The organism is Microcoleus sp. bin38.metabat.b11b12b14.051 (assembly GCF_013299165.1).
In the GTDB taxonomy this organism is placed as follows: Bacteria; Cyanobacteriota; Cyanobacteriia; order Cyanobacteriales; family Microcoleaceae; genus Microcoleus.
This window is the reverse complement of the sequence record NZ_JAAFKD010000017.1, coordinates 121,376-138,171: the sequence shown is the minus strand read 5'-3', so window position 1 is coordinate 138,171 and position 16,796 is coordinate 121,376. Positions and strand designations below refer to the sequence as shown.

Here is a 16,796-nt window from a genome sequence, read left to right as displayed (position 1 = left end):
TTTTCGATGACCATCGGCGTACTCTTGGGAGTTGTGCTGGCGATGGTTTCAGCGATATGGTTCGTGATTCTATCGCCAGCGCCACAAAACTTAGAATTAAAAGCAGATGGCTTAACCCAAAGCATCTCCAAGTGCGAACGAAGGAACCTTCAAGTGTGGCCGAGCGTCAGTCAAAATTCCAGTACAGCCAGCATGAATCCCAGCCAACAGTTGCCGCTGCGGCGGAAAGCATCAACGGCAGCTACGGGGACAGATACCTTGTCGCAGTTGACAATTTAGAAGGACAGGTAGCGCCCCCCGGCAGGGGCATTGCGCCCGCCGGGGGGCGCCACCTGTGCTTCAAAAGCCCTGTCAGCGACACTCCTCTGATATCATCTGGGCTCGATTACCATCGCAAAAATCGTTTGTAGTACGCCCGAAAGTCGGCTCTGGGGCTACCGACTTTCGGGCGCACCGATCCGTGTGTGCGTTAATCTGGACACGATATCACTTACAGTAGCGATGCGGTTTTGGGACTGGCAATTACTAATAATTTTTGTCAGATTGCGGGGAGAGATATTAGTCGCGAGAACGATTGGAAGGGTCAAATTTTATGAATAAATTGGCAGCGGTAGTAGCTGAGATAGCAGCTAGTTAAAGAGGATTTGCCAAGCAATAATTGCCAGGGCTAAATCTGCGATCGCGTGGCTGATATAACTAGGCCACAGCGAACGGTAAGTCAGATAACACTGCGACCAAATTATCCCGGCTCCCCAGACAGCGAATGAGCCTAAAATCACTGCGCGCCAGTCGCTGTAGGCTGCAATTACCAAAATGTGGTGGAGCGTGAACAATAGCGAACTGAGAAATATGGCGGGTTTTCCCGGTATCAGAATCTGGCATTTGTTGCAGACAAACCACCGCCAAGTAAATTCTTCAATTAGTGAGTTAATTAGCACAAAATATGCTTCAATTATTAAGTAAATATTATGGCTGTTAATACCTAATTGCTGCGCTTTTTGTTTGGCAGCTACAGGATCGATCCAGTGCTGACCGAAAAGGCTGTAAATACCCACAATTACTGCAAACATGAATATTCCCCAAATGGCTCCAGCGAGCAATTCTCGGCGCTTGGGGAGAGATAAATGCAGTTTTTGTCGATCGACTAAAACAGACCAGGCGATCGGGAAAACCAGCAACCAAACTTGACACAACGCCGACAGTGGTTGTCCCCAGCTTCCAGTAACAGACAATGCTGCTAAGGAGCCAATGCTTGCAGCCGGGACAAGCAGTGCGAGAGCCGATAGTGCTGTGAAGCGATCGCCCGTGTCTAGCATTATTTTTTACGCTTCGTTGTAAAATTGGATTGACATCAAAGGTAAAAGCTTGACCGCTGCTAACAACAGGCGATACCAGCTTTTCAAAAGAATGCAAAGCCAAGCAAGCCTGCAATTCTGATGCAGTCAGTTATTCATATCTAAAATCTCAAATCTCAAATGCTGTCAGTTTTGTGCCGCTTATATAAGTGGCTGGCATTTTTGGCATCGCAGAATGTGCAGTTGCACAAAATGGCAGGCTCCTTTACTCAAACAGTTTTGGTTGCAGCCAAATGTTCGTGCAAGAACATTTTGAGCATTTGTTTGCATTTGCGACTGCAAATACCATAAGATGATTTAATCATTAGTAGCTGTGTTTTGGCTAAATGGCGATCGCAATTGACTTTGGAACTAGCAACACTGTCGTCGCTCGCTGGAATCAGGCCCTCCAGCAGCCGGAAACTTTGAAATTACCGGGATTGTCGGCAATCTCGGTTCAAACTCCACCCTTAATTCCCAGTTTGCTCTACGTTGAGGACGCTGCTCAAAGTAAAGTCTTACTGGGTCAGCAAGTCCGCGACAAAGGTCTCGATCTGAGTGGAAATTCTCGGTTTTTTCGGAATTTTAAGCGGGGGATCGGCACTTCTGTTCAGGGTTTTGTCCCGGAACTGGACGGGCAAATGGTTGATTTTCAACGAGTAGGTGAGTGGTATTTGAGCGAAATTGTCAGGTCAATTCGCGAATTGCCTTTGTCGATAGATTCTTTGGTGTTTACTGTGCCGGTAGATAGTTTTGAAGCTTACCGCCATTGGCTGGGTAAAGTTTCTGAATCTCTGCAAGTAGAACAGGTGCGGATGTTGGACGAACCGACGGCGGCTGCTTTGGGTTATGGTTTAGCCGATCGCTCCATTCTATTAGTGATTGATTTCGGCGGTGGCACTCTGGATCTTTCCTTGGTGCGGCCAGAGAGTAGCGGTAACAAAAAACCCCTGGGTTTTCTACTCAAATGGGGCGAGAAGTTATTGGCCCAATCTTCCGCCCAAAAGGCAAAAGTTGCCCGGGTTTTGGCTAAAGCGGGACAAAATTTGGGCGGTTCTGATATTGATAATTGGCTGGTTGACTATTTTGTCAAAACAAAAGGATTGACAAAATCTCCGATTACGGCGAGATTGGCAGAACGGTTAAAGATTCAGTTATCTTTGGTAAATAAGGCGGTTGAGGTTTATTTCGATGATGAAAATTTTGAGAGTTACGAATTAGAATTAGATCGAGATGGCTTTGAATCTATCCTCGCCGAACATCAGTTTTTTGAGAACCTCGACGAGTGCATGAATCAAGTATTGCAGCAAGCGCGGCGTCAAGGCTTAGAAATTGGCGATATCGATGCAGTTTTGCTTGTGGGCGGTACAGTCCAAATTCCTGCGGTGCAGCGTTGGGTGCAGCAATATTTCGATCCGGCAAAGATTCGGTGCGACAAACCGTTTGAGGCGATCGCCCAAGGTGCTCTACAATTGAGTCAAGGCGTAGAAATCAAAGATTTTCTTTATCACAGTTACGGCATTCGCTACTGGAACCGCCGTGACAATTGCCACAGTTGGCACAGTTTAATTAAATCCGGTCAGTCTTACCCAATGAGCGAGCCGGTAGAATTAGTCTTGGGAGCTTCTTTAGAAAATCAGCCCAGCATAGAATTAATTATCGGCGAATTGGGAGCGGAAACTGGCGGCACGGAGATTTATTTTGACGGCGACAGGCTAATTACTCGCCAAATCGCGGGCGAAACATCGGTACAAGCGCTAAATGACAAAGACGGAGCTCGCAGTATCGCGCAATTGACGCCACCTGGGTATCCGGGGAGCGATCGGGTCAAAATCTTCTTCCGGGTTGACGAACAGCGATTTTTGCGGATTACTGTTGAAGATTTGTTGACCAATGAAACGTTGTTAGAGGATAGGCCAGTAGTGCAGCTAAGTTAAGATGTGTTGGTAATTATAGGTTCGTAGTGAGGACTTCAGTCCTTTCTTTTTTTGCGGACTAAAGTCCTCACTACAAACACAGGTTCGTAGTGAGGACTTCAGTCCTTTCTTTTTTTGCGGACTAAAGTCCTCACTACAAACACAGGTTCGTAGTGAGGACTTCAGTCCTTTCTTTTCTTGCGGACTAAAGTCCTCACTACAAACACAGGTTCGTAGTGAGGACTTCAGTCCTTTCTTTTTTTGCGGACTAAAGTCCTCACTACAAACACAGGTTCGTAGTGAGGACTTCAGTCCTTTCTTTTTTTGCGGACTAAAGTCCTCACTACGAACCTGTAGTTAAATCTCCGATTTGTGCACCACCACAGGCGTCCCCACCGAGGCCCAGTTGAACAACCATTTAGCGTGATTTACCGCTACATTGGTGCAGCCGTGAGTGACGGGATTGCCAAACAAATTGTGCCAGTAAGCGCCGTGAATTGCATTACCGCCGTCGTAATACATTGTATAGGGAACGTCCGGCACATCGTAATCATCCCCAGTCATTCTAGCAACGCGATATTTGGTTTGAACGGCAAAGGTTCCCGTGCGGGTGGGAGTCGATGATTTGCCGCTGGAAATATTCACCGCATAAACTGGTTTATTTCCTTCCCATGCTATTAATTTTTGTCTAGACAAATCAATTTCAATCCAGCGCTGGCTGGATTGCTGCAACTGCATAATTCTATTGGCAATTGTGTTGTGTTGTTCGGCTGCAAATGCTGGAGCAAGCCCGCCGCAGAATGCCGCAACTGTTAAGACGCAGCCAGCACAGAAAGTTCCAGCACGACGCAAGTAAGTAGATTTAATAATGTTGTTCATTCCTCACACCCAGAACGATTTGAGATTTGAGATTTGAGATTTGAGTTTGGTAAACTTTCACACCAGGTACTATTTTAGATTGTAGATTATAGATTTTAAATTGGGAAAGAGGGCTTAACAAGTTGTTAAGTTTTGAGTAAGAGTTTTGGCAATTTGAACGATCGCCCCCCAATCTCGATCTTGCACTAAGTGTTTGGGAAATAAGTCTCCGGCCAAACCAACGGCGATCGCCCCAGCGTCAATAAATACCTTGGCATTTTCTAGCGTCACCCCGCCCGTGGGAATCAAAGGAATCCCGCTCAGAGGGCCTTGCAGGCTCCTCAGGTAAGCCGCACCTCCCAAACCGGATATCGGAAATACTTTGACGCAGGTAGCCCCCGCTTCCCAGGCTGCCATAATCTCTGTGGGAGAAAAAGCACCGGGGACGATCGGCACTCCGGCATCAACTGCTGCTTGAATCATCGTTACATCGGTGTGGGGAGTAAACAAGAATTGAGCGCCGCAATCTATGGCTTGCTGCAACTGTTCTAAGTTTAATAAAGTGCCGGTACCAATACTAAAAGTAGGGAATTCGGAGCGGAGTTCGGCAATTAATTCAGGCGCTTTGTGGGTGTTCCAAGTAATTTCTATAAACTGAATTCCGCCTGCTGCTACTGCTGATGCCATTTGCCAAGCGACTTCTTTGTCGGAGGAACGGATGACGGCGATCGCGCGGTGTTTTTTTAGTAGTGTCAACCAAGATTGATGATTCATGCTAACTCATTCTCTCTCGCATATAATTTTAGTACACATTACAAAATTAAATATATGCCAAACTACAATATGCGCGGCGTTCAGTTTTTAACCGACAATGAAGGCAACAAAACCGCTGCAATTGTTGACCTCAAAGAACATAGCGAATTTTGGGTTGACGTGTTGGCTGAATGTGGCGAACCGATCGACTTTCAGTTTTTAGTTGACGGCGAAGGCGAAAAGATTGCAGTGGTGCTTGAATTCGAGAAGCACGGCGAACTCTGGGAGGATGTTTATGACTCTTTGACTATTGAATCTAGAAAAGATGAACCAAGAGTTCCCTGGGAAGAAGTTAAGCGCCAGCTTGAGAAAAAGGGTATGTTGAATGTCTGATTACTTGGTCATTACTGCACGTTCGGCTCAAAAAGACCTGGATGCTCTGCCCGTTGAAATCAGCAGTCGCATTTATCCCCAGATAAATGCTTTAGCAGTTGTGCCCCGTCCCCCAGGCTGTCTCAAGTTAAAGGGGGAGAAAAACGGCTGGCGAATTCGGGTTGGCGATTACAGGGTAATATACACCATTGATGACGACAGCCAGACGATCGATATCAGTAGACAAGATTGCATTCATTCACAAATTATCTGGAAACTATCTGCGTTTATCTGTGTTCATCTTCTTTTCATCTGCGGTTCCTGTATTCATCAAAGATTTATGCAATCTTGTCTAGTAAAGTGCGTCACCGACGAGAAGTTTACCAAGGGTGATATTAAGTCCGGTTACATCAAAATGATACAGTGCGATCGCCAGATCGCAGTACACAACAATCTGAAATAGCCGATCGCACCACAAAAAAAATCGGGGCGATTCCAGACAATCCCAGAACCACCCCAATTACCGATTTCCAACTTTAGATTAAATCAAAAATCGTTCGACTGAGCGAAGTCGAAGTCTAAAATCAAAAATCAATTAGGCAATTGTTGCCATCTTGACATCGCTGTTAGCCAACAAATTTTGCAATTCGTCAGCATCGACAGTTTCCTTGTCAACTAGCATATCTGCCAAGGCGTTCAGGACGTGGCGGTTACCAACCAGCACATCTTTAGCGCGACGGTAAGCTTGCTCTACCAACAAGCGGACTTCATCGTCGATAGTGGCTGCGGTTTCTTCAGAAAAGTCCCGTTCGGCCATGATATCGCGACCCATGAACATATTTCCTTGTTGGCGACCGAGAGCTACAGGGCCTAGTCGATCGCTCATTCCGAAGCGAGTCACCATTTGCCGTGCTACTCTTGCCACTTGTTGCAAGTCATTGGAAGCGCCAGTGGTGACTTCTTCTTCACCGAAGACAATCTCTTCAGCAATGCGGCCGCCCAAGGCTACCGCCATTTGATTTTGCAAGTAAGAGCGAGAATACAAGCCAGAATCCATGCGATCTTCGCTGGGTGTGAACCAAGTCAAACCGCCAGCGCGGCCGCGGGGGATAATGCTGATTTTCTGTACGGGGTCATAGTCGGGCATCAAAGCGCCAACTAAAGCGTGACCGGCTTCGTGGTAAGCTACCAAGGTTTTGCGCTTTTCGCTCATCACGCGGTCTTTCTTTTCTGGGCCTGCGAGCACGCGATCGATCGCATCATTGACTTCATCCATGGAGACTTCGGTCAAGTTGCGGCGCGCGGCCAAAATTGCTGATTCGTTCAGCAGGTTAGCCAAATCCGCACCTGTGAAACCGGGTGTGCGGCGGGCGATTTTTTCCAAGTCCACATCTTTCGACAAGGTTTTGCCGCGGGCGTGAACGTTGAGAATTTCCAGGCGACCAGAGAAATCAGGGCGATCGACCACAACTTGGCGATCGAAGCGGCCCGGGCGCAGCAGCGCAGCGTCAAGCACGTCGGGGCGGTTCGTCGCAGCAATCAAAATGATCCCTGTATTGCCCTCAAAACCGTCCATTTCGGTCAACAACTGGTTCAGGGTTTGTTCCCGTTCGTCGTTACCACCGCCCAAACCAGCGCCACGCTGGCGGCCTACCGCGTCAATTTCATCAATAAATACGATACAAGGAGCGTTTGTTTTAGCTTGTTCAAACAAGTCGCGGACGCGGGAAGCACCGACACCCACGAACATTTCCACAAATTCCGAACCGGAAATCGAGAAGAAAGGAACGCCTGCTTCTCCAGCAACTGCTTTAGCGAGCAAGGTTTTGCCTGTTCCGGGAGGGCCGACTAGCAGCACGCCCTTGGGGATTTTAGCTCCGACTGCGGTGAAGCGATCGGCATTTTTCAGGAAGTCCACGACTTCGGCGAGTTCTAGCTTGGCTTGTTCGATGCCTGCTACGTCGCCGAAAGTCACCTGAGTTTGAGGCTCCATTTGAACTCTAGCTTTCGATTTGCCGAAGTTCATGGCTTGGTTGCCGGGCCCGTTTTGGGCGCGCCGCACCAGGAAAAACAGTCCTACCAACAGCAGGATTGGGAAGAACAAGCTGCTGAGAGCCTTTACCCAGAAGCCTTCGTCGTTTTGGGGCAGAACTGAAATATCTACGTTATTCTTGGTCAGAATGTTGATCAGTTCGGGGTCGTTCGGCAGGTTGACGAGTACCTTGTTGCCGTCTTGAGCCGTTACGAGAGCTTTGCTGCGATCGGAACTGATATTTATTTTGTCTACTTTCTTGCTCTCGACTTCCTGAATGAATTGGCTGTACTTCCAAACTTCCCTACTTGGGGGCTGTTTGTCAAAAAATGCCGTGGCTAGGGCAATGACTACAATAGCCAGCAGTGCGTACAGTCCAGCGTTTCTCCACCGTTTATTCACCGAGGTCGATCCTCCTAATTATTTAGTCCCTGTGATTTGGGATTTTTTATTTATGTTCATCAATCTTAACGTAATTGTAACTTATTTGCGGCACGCAAGTATCTTGGGAAACAATCGGGAGTTTGCTCGTCTCTGGCAAGGAGCGCAGGGCTGGGCTGGGCTGCGGCGAACGGCGGAGGATATTTGGAAGATTTCAGAACAGTCAGTTCCGCGATCGCCCCACGGCTTCCCAAGAGTGCGCTTCTGGGCTAGATTTAATCGGATGTTCAACTGGCGATCGACCTATCACTTCTTTGCTCATTACACCCAAAGCGTTAATTTGTCAAGATAGCTGAAAATGTTGTGCGAGTGCGATCGAAGCGTCACTGTGCCGGGATGATGCTACTTTGCCAAGATGGAACTAGCCAAACTGTAGAAGCGTCAATGGCTCAAGCAATCGGTTAATGTATTTATTGGGTGAAATCAACTCAATTTTGCGAAGAACTTTTCTGTTAAAAAACTTTTATTTGCGAGAAAATATCAATGTCAGATTTGCCACCAGATACTTTTATTTTTAACGGTCAGACACTGCCCTACAATCGACTCAAACATAATAATTTTCCGTGTTCTGAGAGAGCAGTAGAAATTCCGGTAGCTGGCGAGTTCCTTGCCAGATTGAAGGATAAAAGTAAACTGCTGGAAGTCGGCAACGTCCTCAAACATTACGAACAACTGATCGATCGAGATTTGGTCGAAATTCAAGCTCGAAGAATTGTAGACAAATACGAAATAGCTGACGGAGTAGACAATATTGATTTAATGGAAATTCCAGCATCCGAGCAATATAGTGCTATAATTTCCATCTCCACAGTAGAACATATCGGACAAGGAGCCGAACCGAATCAAACCTATGGTGAAAGCAGCGACAAATGCGATCGAGAAGGGCCCCTAAAGGCGATCGCCAAAATTTATGATTTGCTATCAGACGGCGGTCAAGCCTTGATTACAGTACCCTTTGGCAAACTTCTAGAAAGAGGATGGTTTATTCAGTTCGATGTTGATTACTTGAAACTCTTATTTGACAAATACAATATTCCGCAAACCGCCATTAAACCTAGCTTTTTAAAGTTAGTTCAAACCTACAACCGACCGACGCACCGTTCAGTTTGGGTACAGGCAAATCCCGGAGAACTAAGCCACGTAGAATATAATGCGCCTTTTAGTTTTGCCAATGCGATTGCAGTTATAGAAATGACCAAAGTTGCTGCCAGAAAGTTAACTATACCAAGCATTCCGCAACAGCCAGAAAAACTGTTGCTCACCAGCAAGCTGTGCGTCTACAAAGATTTCCAAACAGAATATTATCGGCATTGGATTGCCAAAATGAAAGAGGAGTTTACTCCCGCCCGCAAACAGTGGGAATTCGTGGCAATTGTCCAAGCCCTGCACGAAAGAAACTGGCTAGGTAATGGCAAAAAAGGTCTAGGATTTGCCGTCGGAAATGAACCGTTACCCTCTTTATTTGCTTCCCTAGGCTGCCAGATTGTCGCCACAGATCAAGGTTTGAATCCGATTAGCCAAAAAGAATGGGGCCAGACAAACCAACTGTGTAAAGGCAAAGCAGCTCTCAATGAGAAAAATATTTGTCCGCCCGAACAGTTTGAGAGATTAGTTGAAGTTCGGGATGTAGATATGAACTACATTCCTGAAGATTTGCAGCGAGGAGAATTTGACTTTATTTGGTCGTCTTGTGCTTTTGAACACATCGGCTCCATCGAAAAAGGACTGCAATTTGTCCAAAAATCCTTAGCTTGTCTCAAGAGCGGCGGTATGGCGCTGCACACCACAGAATATAACTGTACCTCCAACGCAGGTACGCTAGATTTACCCAATTTAGTATTTTACAGGCGTCAAGATATCGATCGACTAATTGGCGAATTAGAAAAACAAGGACATTGGGTAGAGCCTATCAGCTACGAGATGGGAAATCAAGCACCAGACTTAAAAGTAGCAAAACCACCTTATACTGAACCGCATCTCAAATTAGAAATGGGCGGTTATGTTGCCACATCTCTACTGCTGATTATCCACAAAGATGGTTGTCAAAAAGCCGATTTTGCCCCCAGGGTACCAGTTGTCAGTCAGACAACGGAAAAACAAATAAAATTAATTTACGACATCTCTGTACTCGGATACGGCCGTCACGTCAGTCGTTCTCGCACAGGCGTGGCGAGAGTTATCGAGAATATCGCCTTAGGTTTACTTCCCTCCACAGAATTAGAGCTATCTTTTAGCGCCACTCATTCTATATATGCCGTGCATAATTCGCTCGATTACTTGGAATCGCAGCCAATTTTTAAAGACGTACCCTTTGTCTATCCCAGCTTTATTTATCAATTTAGAACCAAACTAATTGAACTTTACAGAATGCTGGAAAATCAGAGTAAAGTTCTGATAAATAATGGCAGCGACTCACAGAATCTGTCTTTAATAGAAAGCTTGCAACATCCTCTGGCTGAAACGATAAAGTTGACTGTCGAGCAGAATTCGCTCGATCCCAATATTTTGAGAAATTCAGATATTTATCACTCCACGTTTTATCACGTTCCCGACCAAATCAGGCAATTTAAAAACCTCAAAACAATTTCGACAATTTACGATTTGATTCCGATTGTCTTGTCAGATTTATTTATCGGCAAAAACGACGGCGATTATCAGAGAATGGTAATGTCATTACAAACCTTAACTCCTGAAGATTCCATAATCTGCATATCTCAAGCTACGAGAAACGACTTGCTGAATCATGTAAAAAATCTTGACCCAGCCAAAGTTTTCGTTTCCTATCTCGCAGCCGATCCAAATACATTCTATCCCTGTTATGATACCAACAAGATTGCAGCCATCCGACAAAAATACTCCATACCCGACGCACAATACATCTTGGGTGTAAGTACCATAGAACCTCGCAAAAACATCTTACACGCCATCCGTTGTTTTGCCCAATTAGTCCAGCAGCAAGGTATCAAAGATTTGTACCTGGTATTAGTTGGCGCTCTCGGTTGGGATTACGAGCAGATATTTGCCGAAATATCCCAAAACAGTTTAGCAAAAGAGCGGATAATTATGACTGGTTATGTAGCTGATGAAGATTTAGCGGCACTGTACAGCGGTGCGCTAGCATTTGTTTATCCGTCGCTCTATGAAGGTTTTGGGCTTCCACCTTTAGAAGCAATGCAGTGCGGTACTCCAGTCATTACTTCCAATACCTCATCTCTTCCCGAGGTAGTTGGCGATGCAGGAATTACGATCGCTCCTGATGACGCTGACGGACTGTGCCACAATATGCTAAAACTTTATAACAGCCCATCTTTGCGTCGCGAGATGTCATTAAAGTCGCTCAAACAAGCTCAAAACTTCAGTTGGGATAGGTGCATTCAGGAGACAACGGCTGCTTACAAAATTGCTTTATCCAGCTAAAAGTTTAATCAATCAAATCTATGCCAACATCAAATCTAGAGCCAATCAAAGTTATCTACGATATTTCTGTCCTCGGACAAGGATATTTGCATTCGCGCGCTCGCACCGGAATCTTCCGAGTGGTGGAAAGTCTTGCAGAAGGATTGACTGCCTCGCCAGAATGTGATTTGCTCTTTAGTGTCAGTCAGTATTTTCAGTTGCTAGATGCTAGTCTCGATTACCTACAATCTAATCCTAAATTAGCAAAAGTTCCCCTGCTGCACTCCAGCTTTTCCCGGATTTTCCACAAAAAGCTCCTCGATACTTACAATCTGGTGGGTTGTCAAACAAAAATTAATGAGGCGAGCAATATCGCAGAGGACAAGCTATTTTTAGAACAAGTTAAAAATCATCTAGAAAACACGCTGAGAATGATGGGCGGTTATGCTAATGCTATCGACTCTCGCAACTTAGATGCAGTCGATATTTTTCACTCTCCCTACGATGAAATTCCTGCATCTGTTCAGCAAGCAAACAACGTGCAAGCATTTCTAACTATTTATGACTTAATTCCAATTTTATATCCGCAGTTTCTGCTGAGCGAACAAATTCCTCTACTTTACAAAAAAACTTTAGCAAGCATTTCTCAGAAAGACTGGGTGACTTGCATATCGCATTCCACAAAAAACGATTTGTGCAATTATCTAAACATAGACGAGTCGAGAGTTTTTGTCACGCCTCTGGCTGCGGAGCCGAGTATCTTTTATCCCTGCGCTGATGCGGCAAAACTTGCATCGACTCGCAACAAATACGGCATTCCCGATGCTCCTTATATTTTGAGTTTGGGTACGTTGGAACCGCGCAAAAATCTCGACGGTGCAATTCGCAGTTTTGCGAAACTAATTGAGGAACAAAAGATCAAAGATTTATATCTGGTGCTAGTCGGGACTCGGGGCTGGAAATACGACAAAATTATGGAAGAAATATCTCAGAAAAACTTCCTCAAAGAACGGATAATTTTTACAGGATATGTGCCAGAATCTGATTTGGCGGCGCTTTATAGCAGTGCTTTAGCGTTTGTCTATCCGTCGTTTTATGAAGGTTTTGGTTTGCCGCCACTGGAGGCGATGCAGTGTGGTGTACCTGTGATTACCTCGAATACATCTTCGCTTCCCGAAGTGGTTGGGGAAGCGGGAATTATGGTAGACCCAAAAGATACGGACGCGCTGTGTCATAGTATGCTGGAAATCTACAACAATTCGTCACTGCGTTCGAGTATGTCTGTAAAATCTTTGGCGCAAGCTAAACTTTTTAGCTGGGAAAGGTGCACTCAGCAAACTATCGCTGCTTATCGAACTGCTTTACGGTAATTTTACAGGAAACTCACCATGAAAATAGTTATTGACGGTATATTTTTTCAAAGTCAGCAAAGAAGCGGGATTGCTCGCGTTTGGCAGTCTTTGATGGCAGAATGGGTAAAAGATGGTTTTGCTCAGCATATAGTTATGTTAGACCGCGCGGGCACAATACCGAAGATTGCGGGCATTGAATATCGGTCGATTCCGGTTTACGATTACAACAAAACTGATGCTGACAGACAAATGTTGCAGCAAATGTGCGATCGCGAAAATGCAGATTTATTTGTCTCTACCTACTATACAACACCGCTGACTGCGCGATCGGCATTTGTCGCCTATGACATGATACCCGAAGTTACCGGAGCTGACCTCAATAATCCCATGTGGCGAGAAAAACATCGCGCTATCCGCCAAGCAGCTTCCTACATCGCCATTTCCCAAAGCACAGCCCGCGACTTAGTAAAGTTTTTCCCAGAAATATCTCTCCCATCCATTACTGTCGCTCGCTGCGGCATTCAAAAACATTTTTATCCTTCTAGTTTACCAGAAATTGCCACGTTTAAAACTGCACACCGGATTGAAAAGCCCTACTTTTTAATAATTGGAGAACGTTTAGGATTCAACGGTTATAAAAATACGATTGCTTTTTTTCAAGCTTTATCTAGACTCAGCAGCAAGTCTGGATTTGATGTTGTGTGCACCAGCGGTCAACCTGCGCTCGAACCTATATTACAGCAGTACACGGCTGGTTTCAACGTCCACCTGCTGTATTTGGGTGACGATGAATTAAGAGCGGCTTACTCGGGTGCAATCGCCCTCGTATTTCCCTCGAAATATGAAGGCTTCGGGCTGCCAATCTTGGAAGCAATGGCTTGCGGTTGTCCGGTGATTACATCTCCCAACAGCTCGATTCCCGAAGTAGCGGGAGAAGCAGCATTTTATGTCAGCGAAAATGATGTCAATGCGCTGGGAAATGCACTGTTTGACGTGCAGAAACCAGATATTCGCAACTCGTTGATTGCTGCCGGACTCGGACAATGCCGCAAATTCAGTTGGTCGTCAATGGCAAAAACAGTGAGTTCTGCACTGATGCAAGCTGCCGGAAATCAACAGCAAATCGCGGTAAAAGCGCCGGAAGCTCCAATTTTAGTGTCAACCATTATCGAGCAATACCAGAAAAACTCCGCCGATTTATCCGCCCTCGCAAATGTCCGCCAAGCTCGCCAACAAATTGCAGCCATCTGGCTCAATTTACCAGTCGAACAAGTAGCCAGCGCCTTTGTGGGTGATATCGGCAAACAGCACCAGGGAATTCTCGCCAGCGATATTAGAGACGAACCGCTAACTGATACAGAAGAGACTTTTGCGAGGGAATTAGTCGCCAATGTAGCGCAGGGATTTAACAACCCCAAAGCTATTAATTACCTGCTAGCGGCAATGCTGTACTGTCGCGCCGACAAACTGCCGCTCAAATACGAGCGCGCTACGATTCCTAACTGGTTCGCTAATGAATATCTGAAGTTCATGTTTACCTGTCCGAACCTATTTCAAAGTCGGGGAGAAGCAGACAGTTACTATCAATTTATCGCGGGATGGATTGATTACATACATAAGAATTTGTTCAAAAATGCCGATTCGCCACTTTGGCAGAATATTGCTGTGTTGTTCGCCCAAATCGCTAACTTTATCCCGCTGTACTTTACCACCGCAAACCTGCGCGAGCTTTACACCAAACGGGCGGATATTATTGAGTTTGCTTTAAAAACTCGCGGATCTGCTATTGATTGTATCTTCCCGGCGCGATCGCCCGCGCGCACAAAAATCCGCCTGGGCATCATCAGCGACCATTTCGCGCCGCAAACCGAAACCTTCGCTACTATCCCGGTTTTCGAGCATTTAGACCGCAACCAGTTCGAGATTTACCTGTACGCGCTCAACACCAGCGGCCACCAATTAGAACAATACTGTCAAAGCCGCGCCGACAAACTGGTGACACTCCCGCAAGAGTTTGCATCGCAAGTCCAAACCATCCGCGCCGACGACTTAGATATTCTGTTTTTCGGTACGAATTTAACTGCTATTAACAAACACGTTGGTTCGCTCGCAATGCACCGTTTAGCAAGGGTACAAACTACATCTTTCTGTTCTCCGACAACCACCGGACTCCGGCACATGGATTACTACATCGCAGGCAAATATACTGTACCGGATGCTAGCTATCAATCACAATATCGCGAACAGTTGGCTGTGCTAGAAGGCAGCGGTTTTTGTTTCAAATATGCCACAGAATCGGAAGTAGCTACAGTCAAACCCACGCGCCAAAGTCTCGGAATTTCTGACAGCACAACAGTGTTTGTCTCCGGCGCTAACTTCTACAAAATTCTGCCGGAGTTGAGAGAGACTTGGGTAAAGATTCTCGCGGCTGTTCCCGATTCAATCTTGATTTTGTATCCCTTCGGCCCGGCTTGGACTCGGACTTATCCAGCAACACCTTTTGTTAACAATCTCAATGCTATTTGTGCTAAATACGGGGTGAATAACAATCGTTTGCGATTCGTAAAACAACTGCCAAGCCGCGCGGATGTTAAAGAGTTTTTGCAGCTAGCAGATGTTTATCTCGATTCCTATCCTTACGCTGGGGCGACATCGTTAATCGATCCTTTGCAAGTAGGATTGCCGGTGGTGGTTGTGGAGGGAAATGCTTTGCGCTTCCGTCAAGGTGCGGCGATGCTGCGGGAATTGCAAATGCCCGATTTAATCGCCCGTGACGAAGCATCCTACATTCAGCTAGCCGTGAGTCTCGGCACAAACCCGCAACTGCGCCAGCAAAAACGGCAGGAAATTGTCGAGAAAATGCAGGGCAATCCGGCCTGTTTTGATAGTGTTGCATATGGAGGGGCGATCGCGAAACTCTTCCAAGAACTCTTTACCCACTGGCAAACCAGCCACCTAGAAGCCTCCCGCAGCTTGCAGGATAGCATTCCCCGGCAGCCGGATGCGATCGAGATCCTCTCCAACGCCGTCCAGCTTTACCAGAGAAATTCATCCAACGTCTCAGCAATATCTCAACTGCGGCAAATCCGCAAACAAATCGCGGATTTTTGGCTGAATGTTCCCACCGAAAATCTAGAAGCCACCTATCAAAGTCCTTCAGGAAAAAACTATCAAATCATCCTGAAAAGCGGCTTTCAACGTCAAGCGATGATGGAAGACGAACAAATATTTTTGCAGCAATTAACGCAGATTAGCAAAGGATTGGTGCACCCGAAAGCTGTCAGCGCCTTGCTCGCGGCGATGCTGTATTTCCCGCCGGGCACCATGCGAATTCCCGACCCTCGCAACCGCTTGCCGCACTGGTTAATCGGCGATTACGAACAAGTTTTTGAAACAAAATCCGCCGTCAATTCCGAGTCAAGTTCTGACTTGCTAGCTCAATACATTCAATCCCCCCAATTTGCCAATCAACTATTAGGATGCGTCAATCTTTACCGCATCGATCCCTCTGACGAATCGGTAGTTTTGGAACTCCGCCAAATCAGAAAACAAATGGCTGATTTTTGGCTAAGCGTTCCTTGCGAACAATTGCCAGATATTTACCTAGGAGAACTTCGCAAAGGATATCAAGCACTGCTTAGCTGCCGCTTCCAAGCAGAATCAATGACTGAAGCCGAACAAAACTTTTTGCAGCAATTAACCGAAATTAGCAAAGGGTTGGTGCAGCCTCAAGCTATCAATGCTTTGCTGGGTGCAATGCTGTATTTTGTGCCGGGAAAAATGCGGGTACCCGAGGCTCGCACCCGGTTGCCGCAGTGGTTGATTGAGGATTACGAAAATGTGTTTGAAACTGCGTTTGCGGTAGCGGAACAAACTATTGTCAACCAAGATGTTCTACCGCAGTTTATGAATCAATTAACTGCTGCTGTCAATCTTTATGAAATCGACCCGACGGCTGAATTTGCGATCGCAGATTTGCGGCAAATTCGGACGCAACTCGCCAATTTGTGGCTGAGTGTTTCCGACGAACAACTTGAACTTTTGTACCGGAGCGATTTCGGCAAGGGTTACAAGGCAGTGCTGGGCTGCGGGTTGATTAATGAGCCGCTGGCCCAGAATGAACGCGGGTTTTTTAACTCGTTGGTTGCTGAGTTGAGTAAAGGGTTTGGAACGCCTAAAGCTGTGAATAATTTGCTGGCGGCGATGCTGTTTTGTCGCGCTGGACAGTTGCAAGTTCAGGATGCGAATAGTTGTTTGCCGCCTTGGTTTTTGGAGGATTACGAGCGGTTTGTTGGGGGTGCGATCGAGCTTGCTGTGAAGTAAATGCATATAACCTAGGGTG

Annotated in this window: 12 protein-coding genes; 8 read left to right on the top strand and 4 right to left on the bottom strand. The window is 46.2% G+C overall.

What is annotated here, in order from left to right:
• The first annotated feature begins 6 nt into the window (after window positions 1-6).
• Entirely contained in the window at window positions 7-279 is a 273-nt protein-coding gene (locus QZW47_RS18855) for a hypothetical protein (protein ID WP_293129607.1), read from the top strand.
• Between the two features lie 350 nt (window positions 280-629).
• Here QZW47_RS18855 and QZW47_RS18850 read toward each other — a convergent pair whose 3' ends face one another.
• Window positions 630-1,316, bottom strand: a complete 687-nt coding sequence (locus tag QZW47_RS18850; protein WP_293129604.1) for a CPBP family intramembrane glutamic endopeptidase — start codon at window positions 1,314-1,316, stop codon at window positions 630-632.
• A gap of 365 nt (window positions 1,317-1,681) precedes the next feature.
• Here QZW47_RS18850 and QZW47_RS18845 point away from each other — a divergent pair, with 365 nt between their 5' ends.
• Window positions 1,682-3,271, top strand: coding sequence for an Hsp70 family protein (locus QZW47_RS18845; protein WP_293129601.1), 1,590 nt, complete (start codon window positions 1,682-1,684; stop codon window positions 3,269-3,271).
• Between the two features lie 336 nt (window positions 3,272-3,607).
• On the opposite strand, the gene QZW47_RS18840 is transcribed toward QZW47_RS18845, so the two are convergent.
• On the bottom strand, window positions 3,608-4,129 hold the full coding sequence (locus QZW47_RS18840) for a L,D-transpeptidase (RefSeq protein WP_293129598.1): 522 nt from the start codon (window positions 4,127-4,129) through the stop codon (window positions 3,608-3,610).
• A gap of 114 nt (window positions 4,130-4,243) precedes the next feature.
• Window positions 4,244-4,882, bottom strand: a complete 639-nt coding sequence (locus QZW47_RS18835; RefSeq protein ID WP_293129595.1) for a bifunctional 4-hydroxy-2-oxoglutarate aldolase/2-dehydro-3-deoxy-phosphogluconate aldolase — start codon at window positions 4,880-4,882, stop codon at window positions 4,244-4,246.
• Between the two features lie 54 nt (window positions 4,883-4,936).
• On the opposite strand from QZW47_RS18835, the gene QZW47_RS18830 reads away from it, so the two are divergent.
• Together QZW47_RS18830 and QZW47_RS18825 are read left to right on the top strand one after the other, a co-directional pair.
• Complete coding sequence (locus QZW47_RS18830) at window positions 4,937-5,254, top strand: hypothetical protein (protein ID WP_293129592.1); 318 nt, start codon at window positions 4,937-4,939, stop codon at window positions 5,252-5,254.
• Window positions 5,247-5,696: a type II toxin-antitoxin system RelE/ParE family toxin gene (locus QZW47_RS18825; protein WP_293129589.1), complete on the top strand. Its 450-nt coding sequence runs from the start codon at window positions 5,247-5,249 to the stop codon at window positions 5,694-5,696. The genes QZW47_RS18830 and QZW47_RS18825 overlap by 8 nt, the downstream gene beginning before the upstream one ends.
• 132 nt (window positions 5,697-5,828) lie before the next feature.
• Here the strand turns inward: QZW47_RS18825 and ftsH3 are convergent, their stop codons facing one another.
• Window positions 5,829-7,667, bottom strand: coding sequence for an ATP-dependent zinc metalloprotease FtsH3 (ftsH3, locus tag QZW47_RS18820; protein ID WP_293129586.1), 1,839 nt, complete (start codon window positions 7,665-7,667; stop codon window positions 5,829-5,831).
• Between the two features lie 52 nt (window positions 7,668-7,719).
• Here ftsH3 and QZW47_RS18815 point away from each other — a divergent pair, with 52 nt between their 5' ends.
• The 4 genes from QZW47_RS18815 (at window position 7,720) to QZW47_RS18800 (ending at window position 16,777) form a co-directional block, all read left to right on the top strand.
• Window positions 7,720-7,998 (top strand): hypothetical protein, encoded by a 279-nt coding sequence (locus QZW47_RS18815; RefSeq protein WP_293129583.1) that lies wholly within the window; start codon window positions 7,720-7,722, stop codon window positions 7,996-7,998.
• A 191-nt stretch (window positions 7,999-8,189) separates the two neighbouring features.
• Window positions 8,190-11,123, top strand: coding sequence for a glycosyltransferase family 1 protein (locus tag QZW47_RS18810; RefSeq protein ID WP_293129580.1), 2,934 nt, complete (start codon window positions 8,190-8,192; stop codon window positions 11,121-11,123).
• A gap of 20 nt (window positions 11,124-11,143) precedes the next feature.
• On the top strand, window positions 11,144-12,472 hold the full coding sequence (locus QZW47_RS18805; protein WP_293129577.1) for a glycosyltransferase family 1 protein: 1,329 nt from the start codon (window positions 11,144-11,146) through the stop codon (window positions 12,470-12,472).
• An 18-nt stretch (window positions 12,473-12,490) separates the two neighbouring features.
• Window positions 12,491-16,777 carry a glycosyltransferase gene (locus QZW47_RS18800; protein ID WP_366930898.1) on the top strand — a complete coding sequence of 1,429 codons (4,287 nt, stop codon included), beginning with the start codon at window positions 12,491-12,493 and terminating at the stop codon, window positions 16,775-16,777.
• Window positions 16,778-16,796 lie beyond the last annotated feature (19 nt).

Coding starts and splice junctions, on each gene's coding strand:
- QZW47_RS18855 (WP_293129607.1), top strand. CDS start 7: ATGACCATCGGCGTACTCTTGGGAGTTGTGCTGGCGATGGTTTCAGCG.
- QZW47_RS18850 (WP_293129604.1), bottom strand. CDS start 1,316: ATGCTAGACACGGGCGATCGCTTCACAGCACTATCGGCTCTCGCACTG.
- QZW47_RS18845 (WP_293129601.1), top strand. CDS start 1,682: ATGGCGATCGCAATTGACTTTGGAACTAGCAACACTGTCGTCGCTCGC.
- QZW47_RS18840 (WP_293129598.1), bottom strand. CDS start 4,129: ATGAACAACATTATTAAATCTACTTACTTGCGTCGTGCTGGAACTTTC.
- QZW47_RS18835 (WP_293129595.1), bottom strand. CDS start 4,882: ATGAATCATCAATCTTGGTTGACACTACTAAAAAAACACCGCGCGATC.
- QZW47_RS18830 (WP_293129592.1), top strand. CDS start 4,937: ATGCCAAACTACAATATGCGCGGCGTTCAGTTTTTAACCGACAATGAA.
- QZW47_RS18825 (WP_293129589.1), top strand. CDS start 5,247: ATGTCTGATTACTTGGTCATTACTGCACGTTCGGCTCAAAAAGACCTG.
- QZW47_RS18815 (WP_293129583.1), top strand. CDS start 7,720: ATGTTCATCAATCTTAACGTAATTGTAACTTATTTGCGGCACGCAAGT.
- QZW47_RS18810 (WP_293129580.1), top strand. CDS start 8,190: ATGTCAGATTTGCCACCAGATACTTTTATTTTTAACGGTCAGACACTG.
- QZW47_RS18805 (WP_293129577.1), top strand. CDS start 11,144: ATGCCAACATCAAATCTAGAGCCAATCAAAGTTATCTACGATATTTCT.
- QZW47_RS18800 (WP_366930898.1), top strand. CDS start 12,491: ATGAAAATAGTTATTGACGGTATATTTTTTCAAAGTCAGCAAAGAAGC.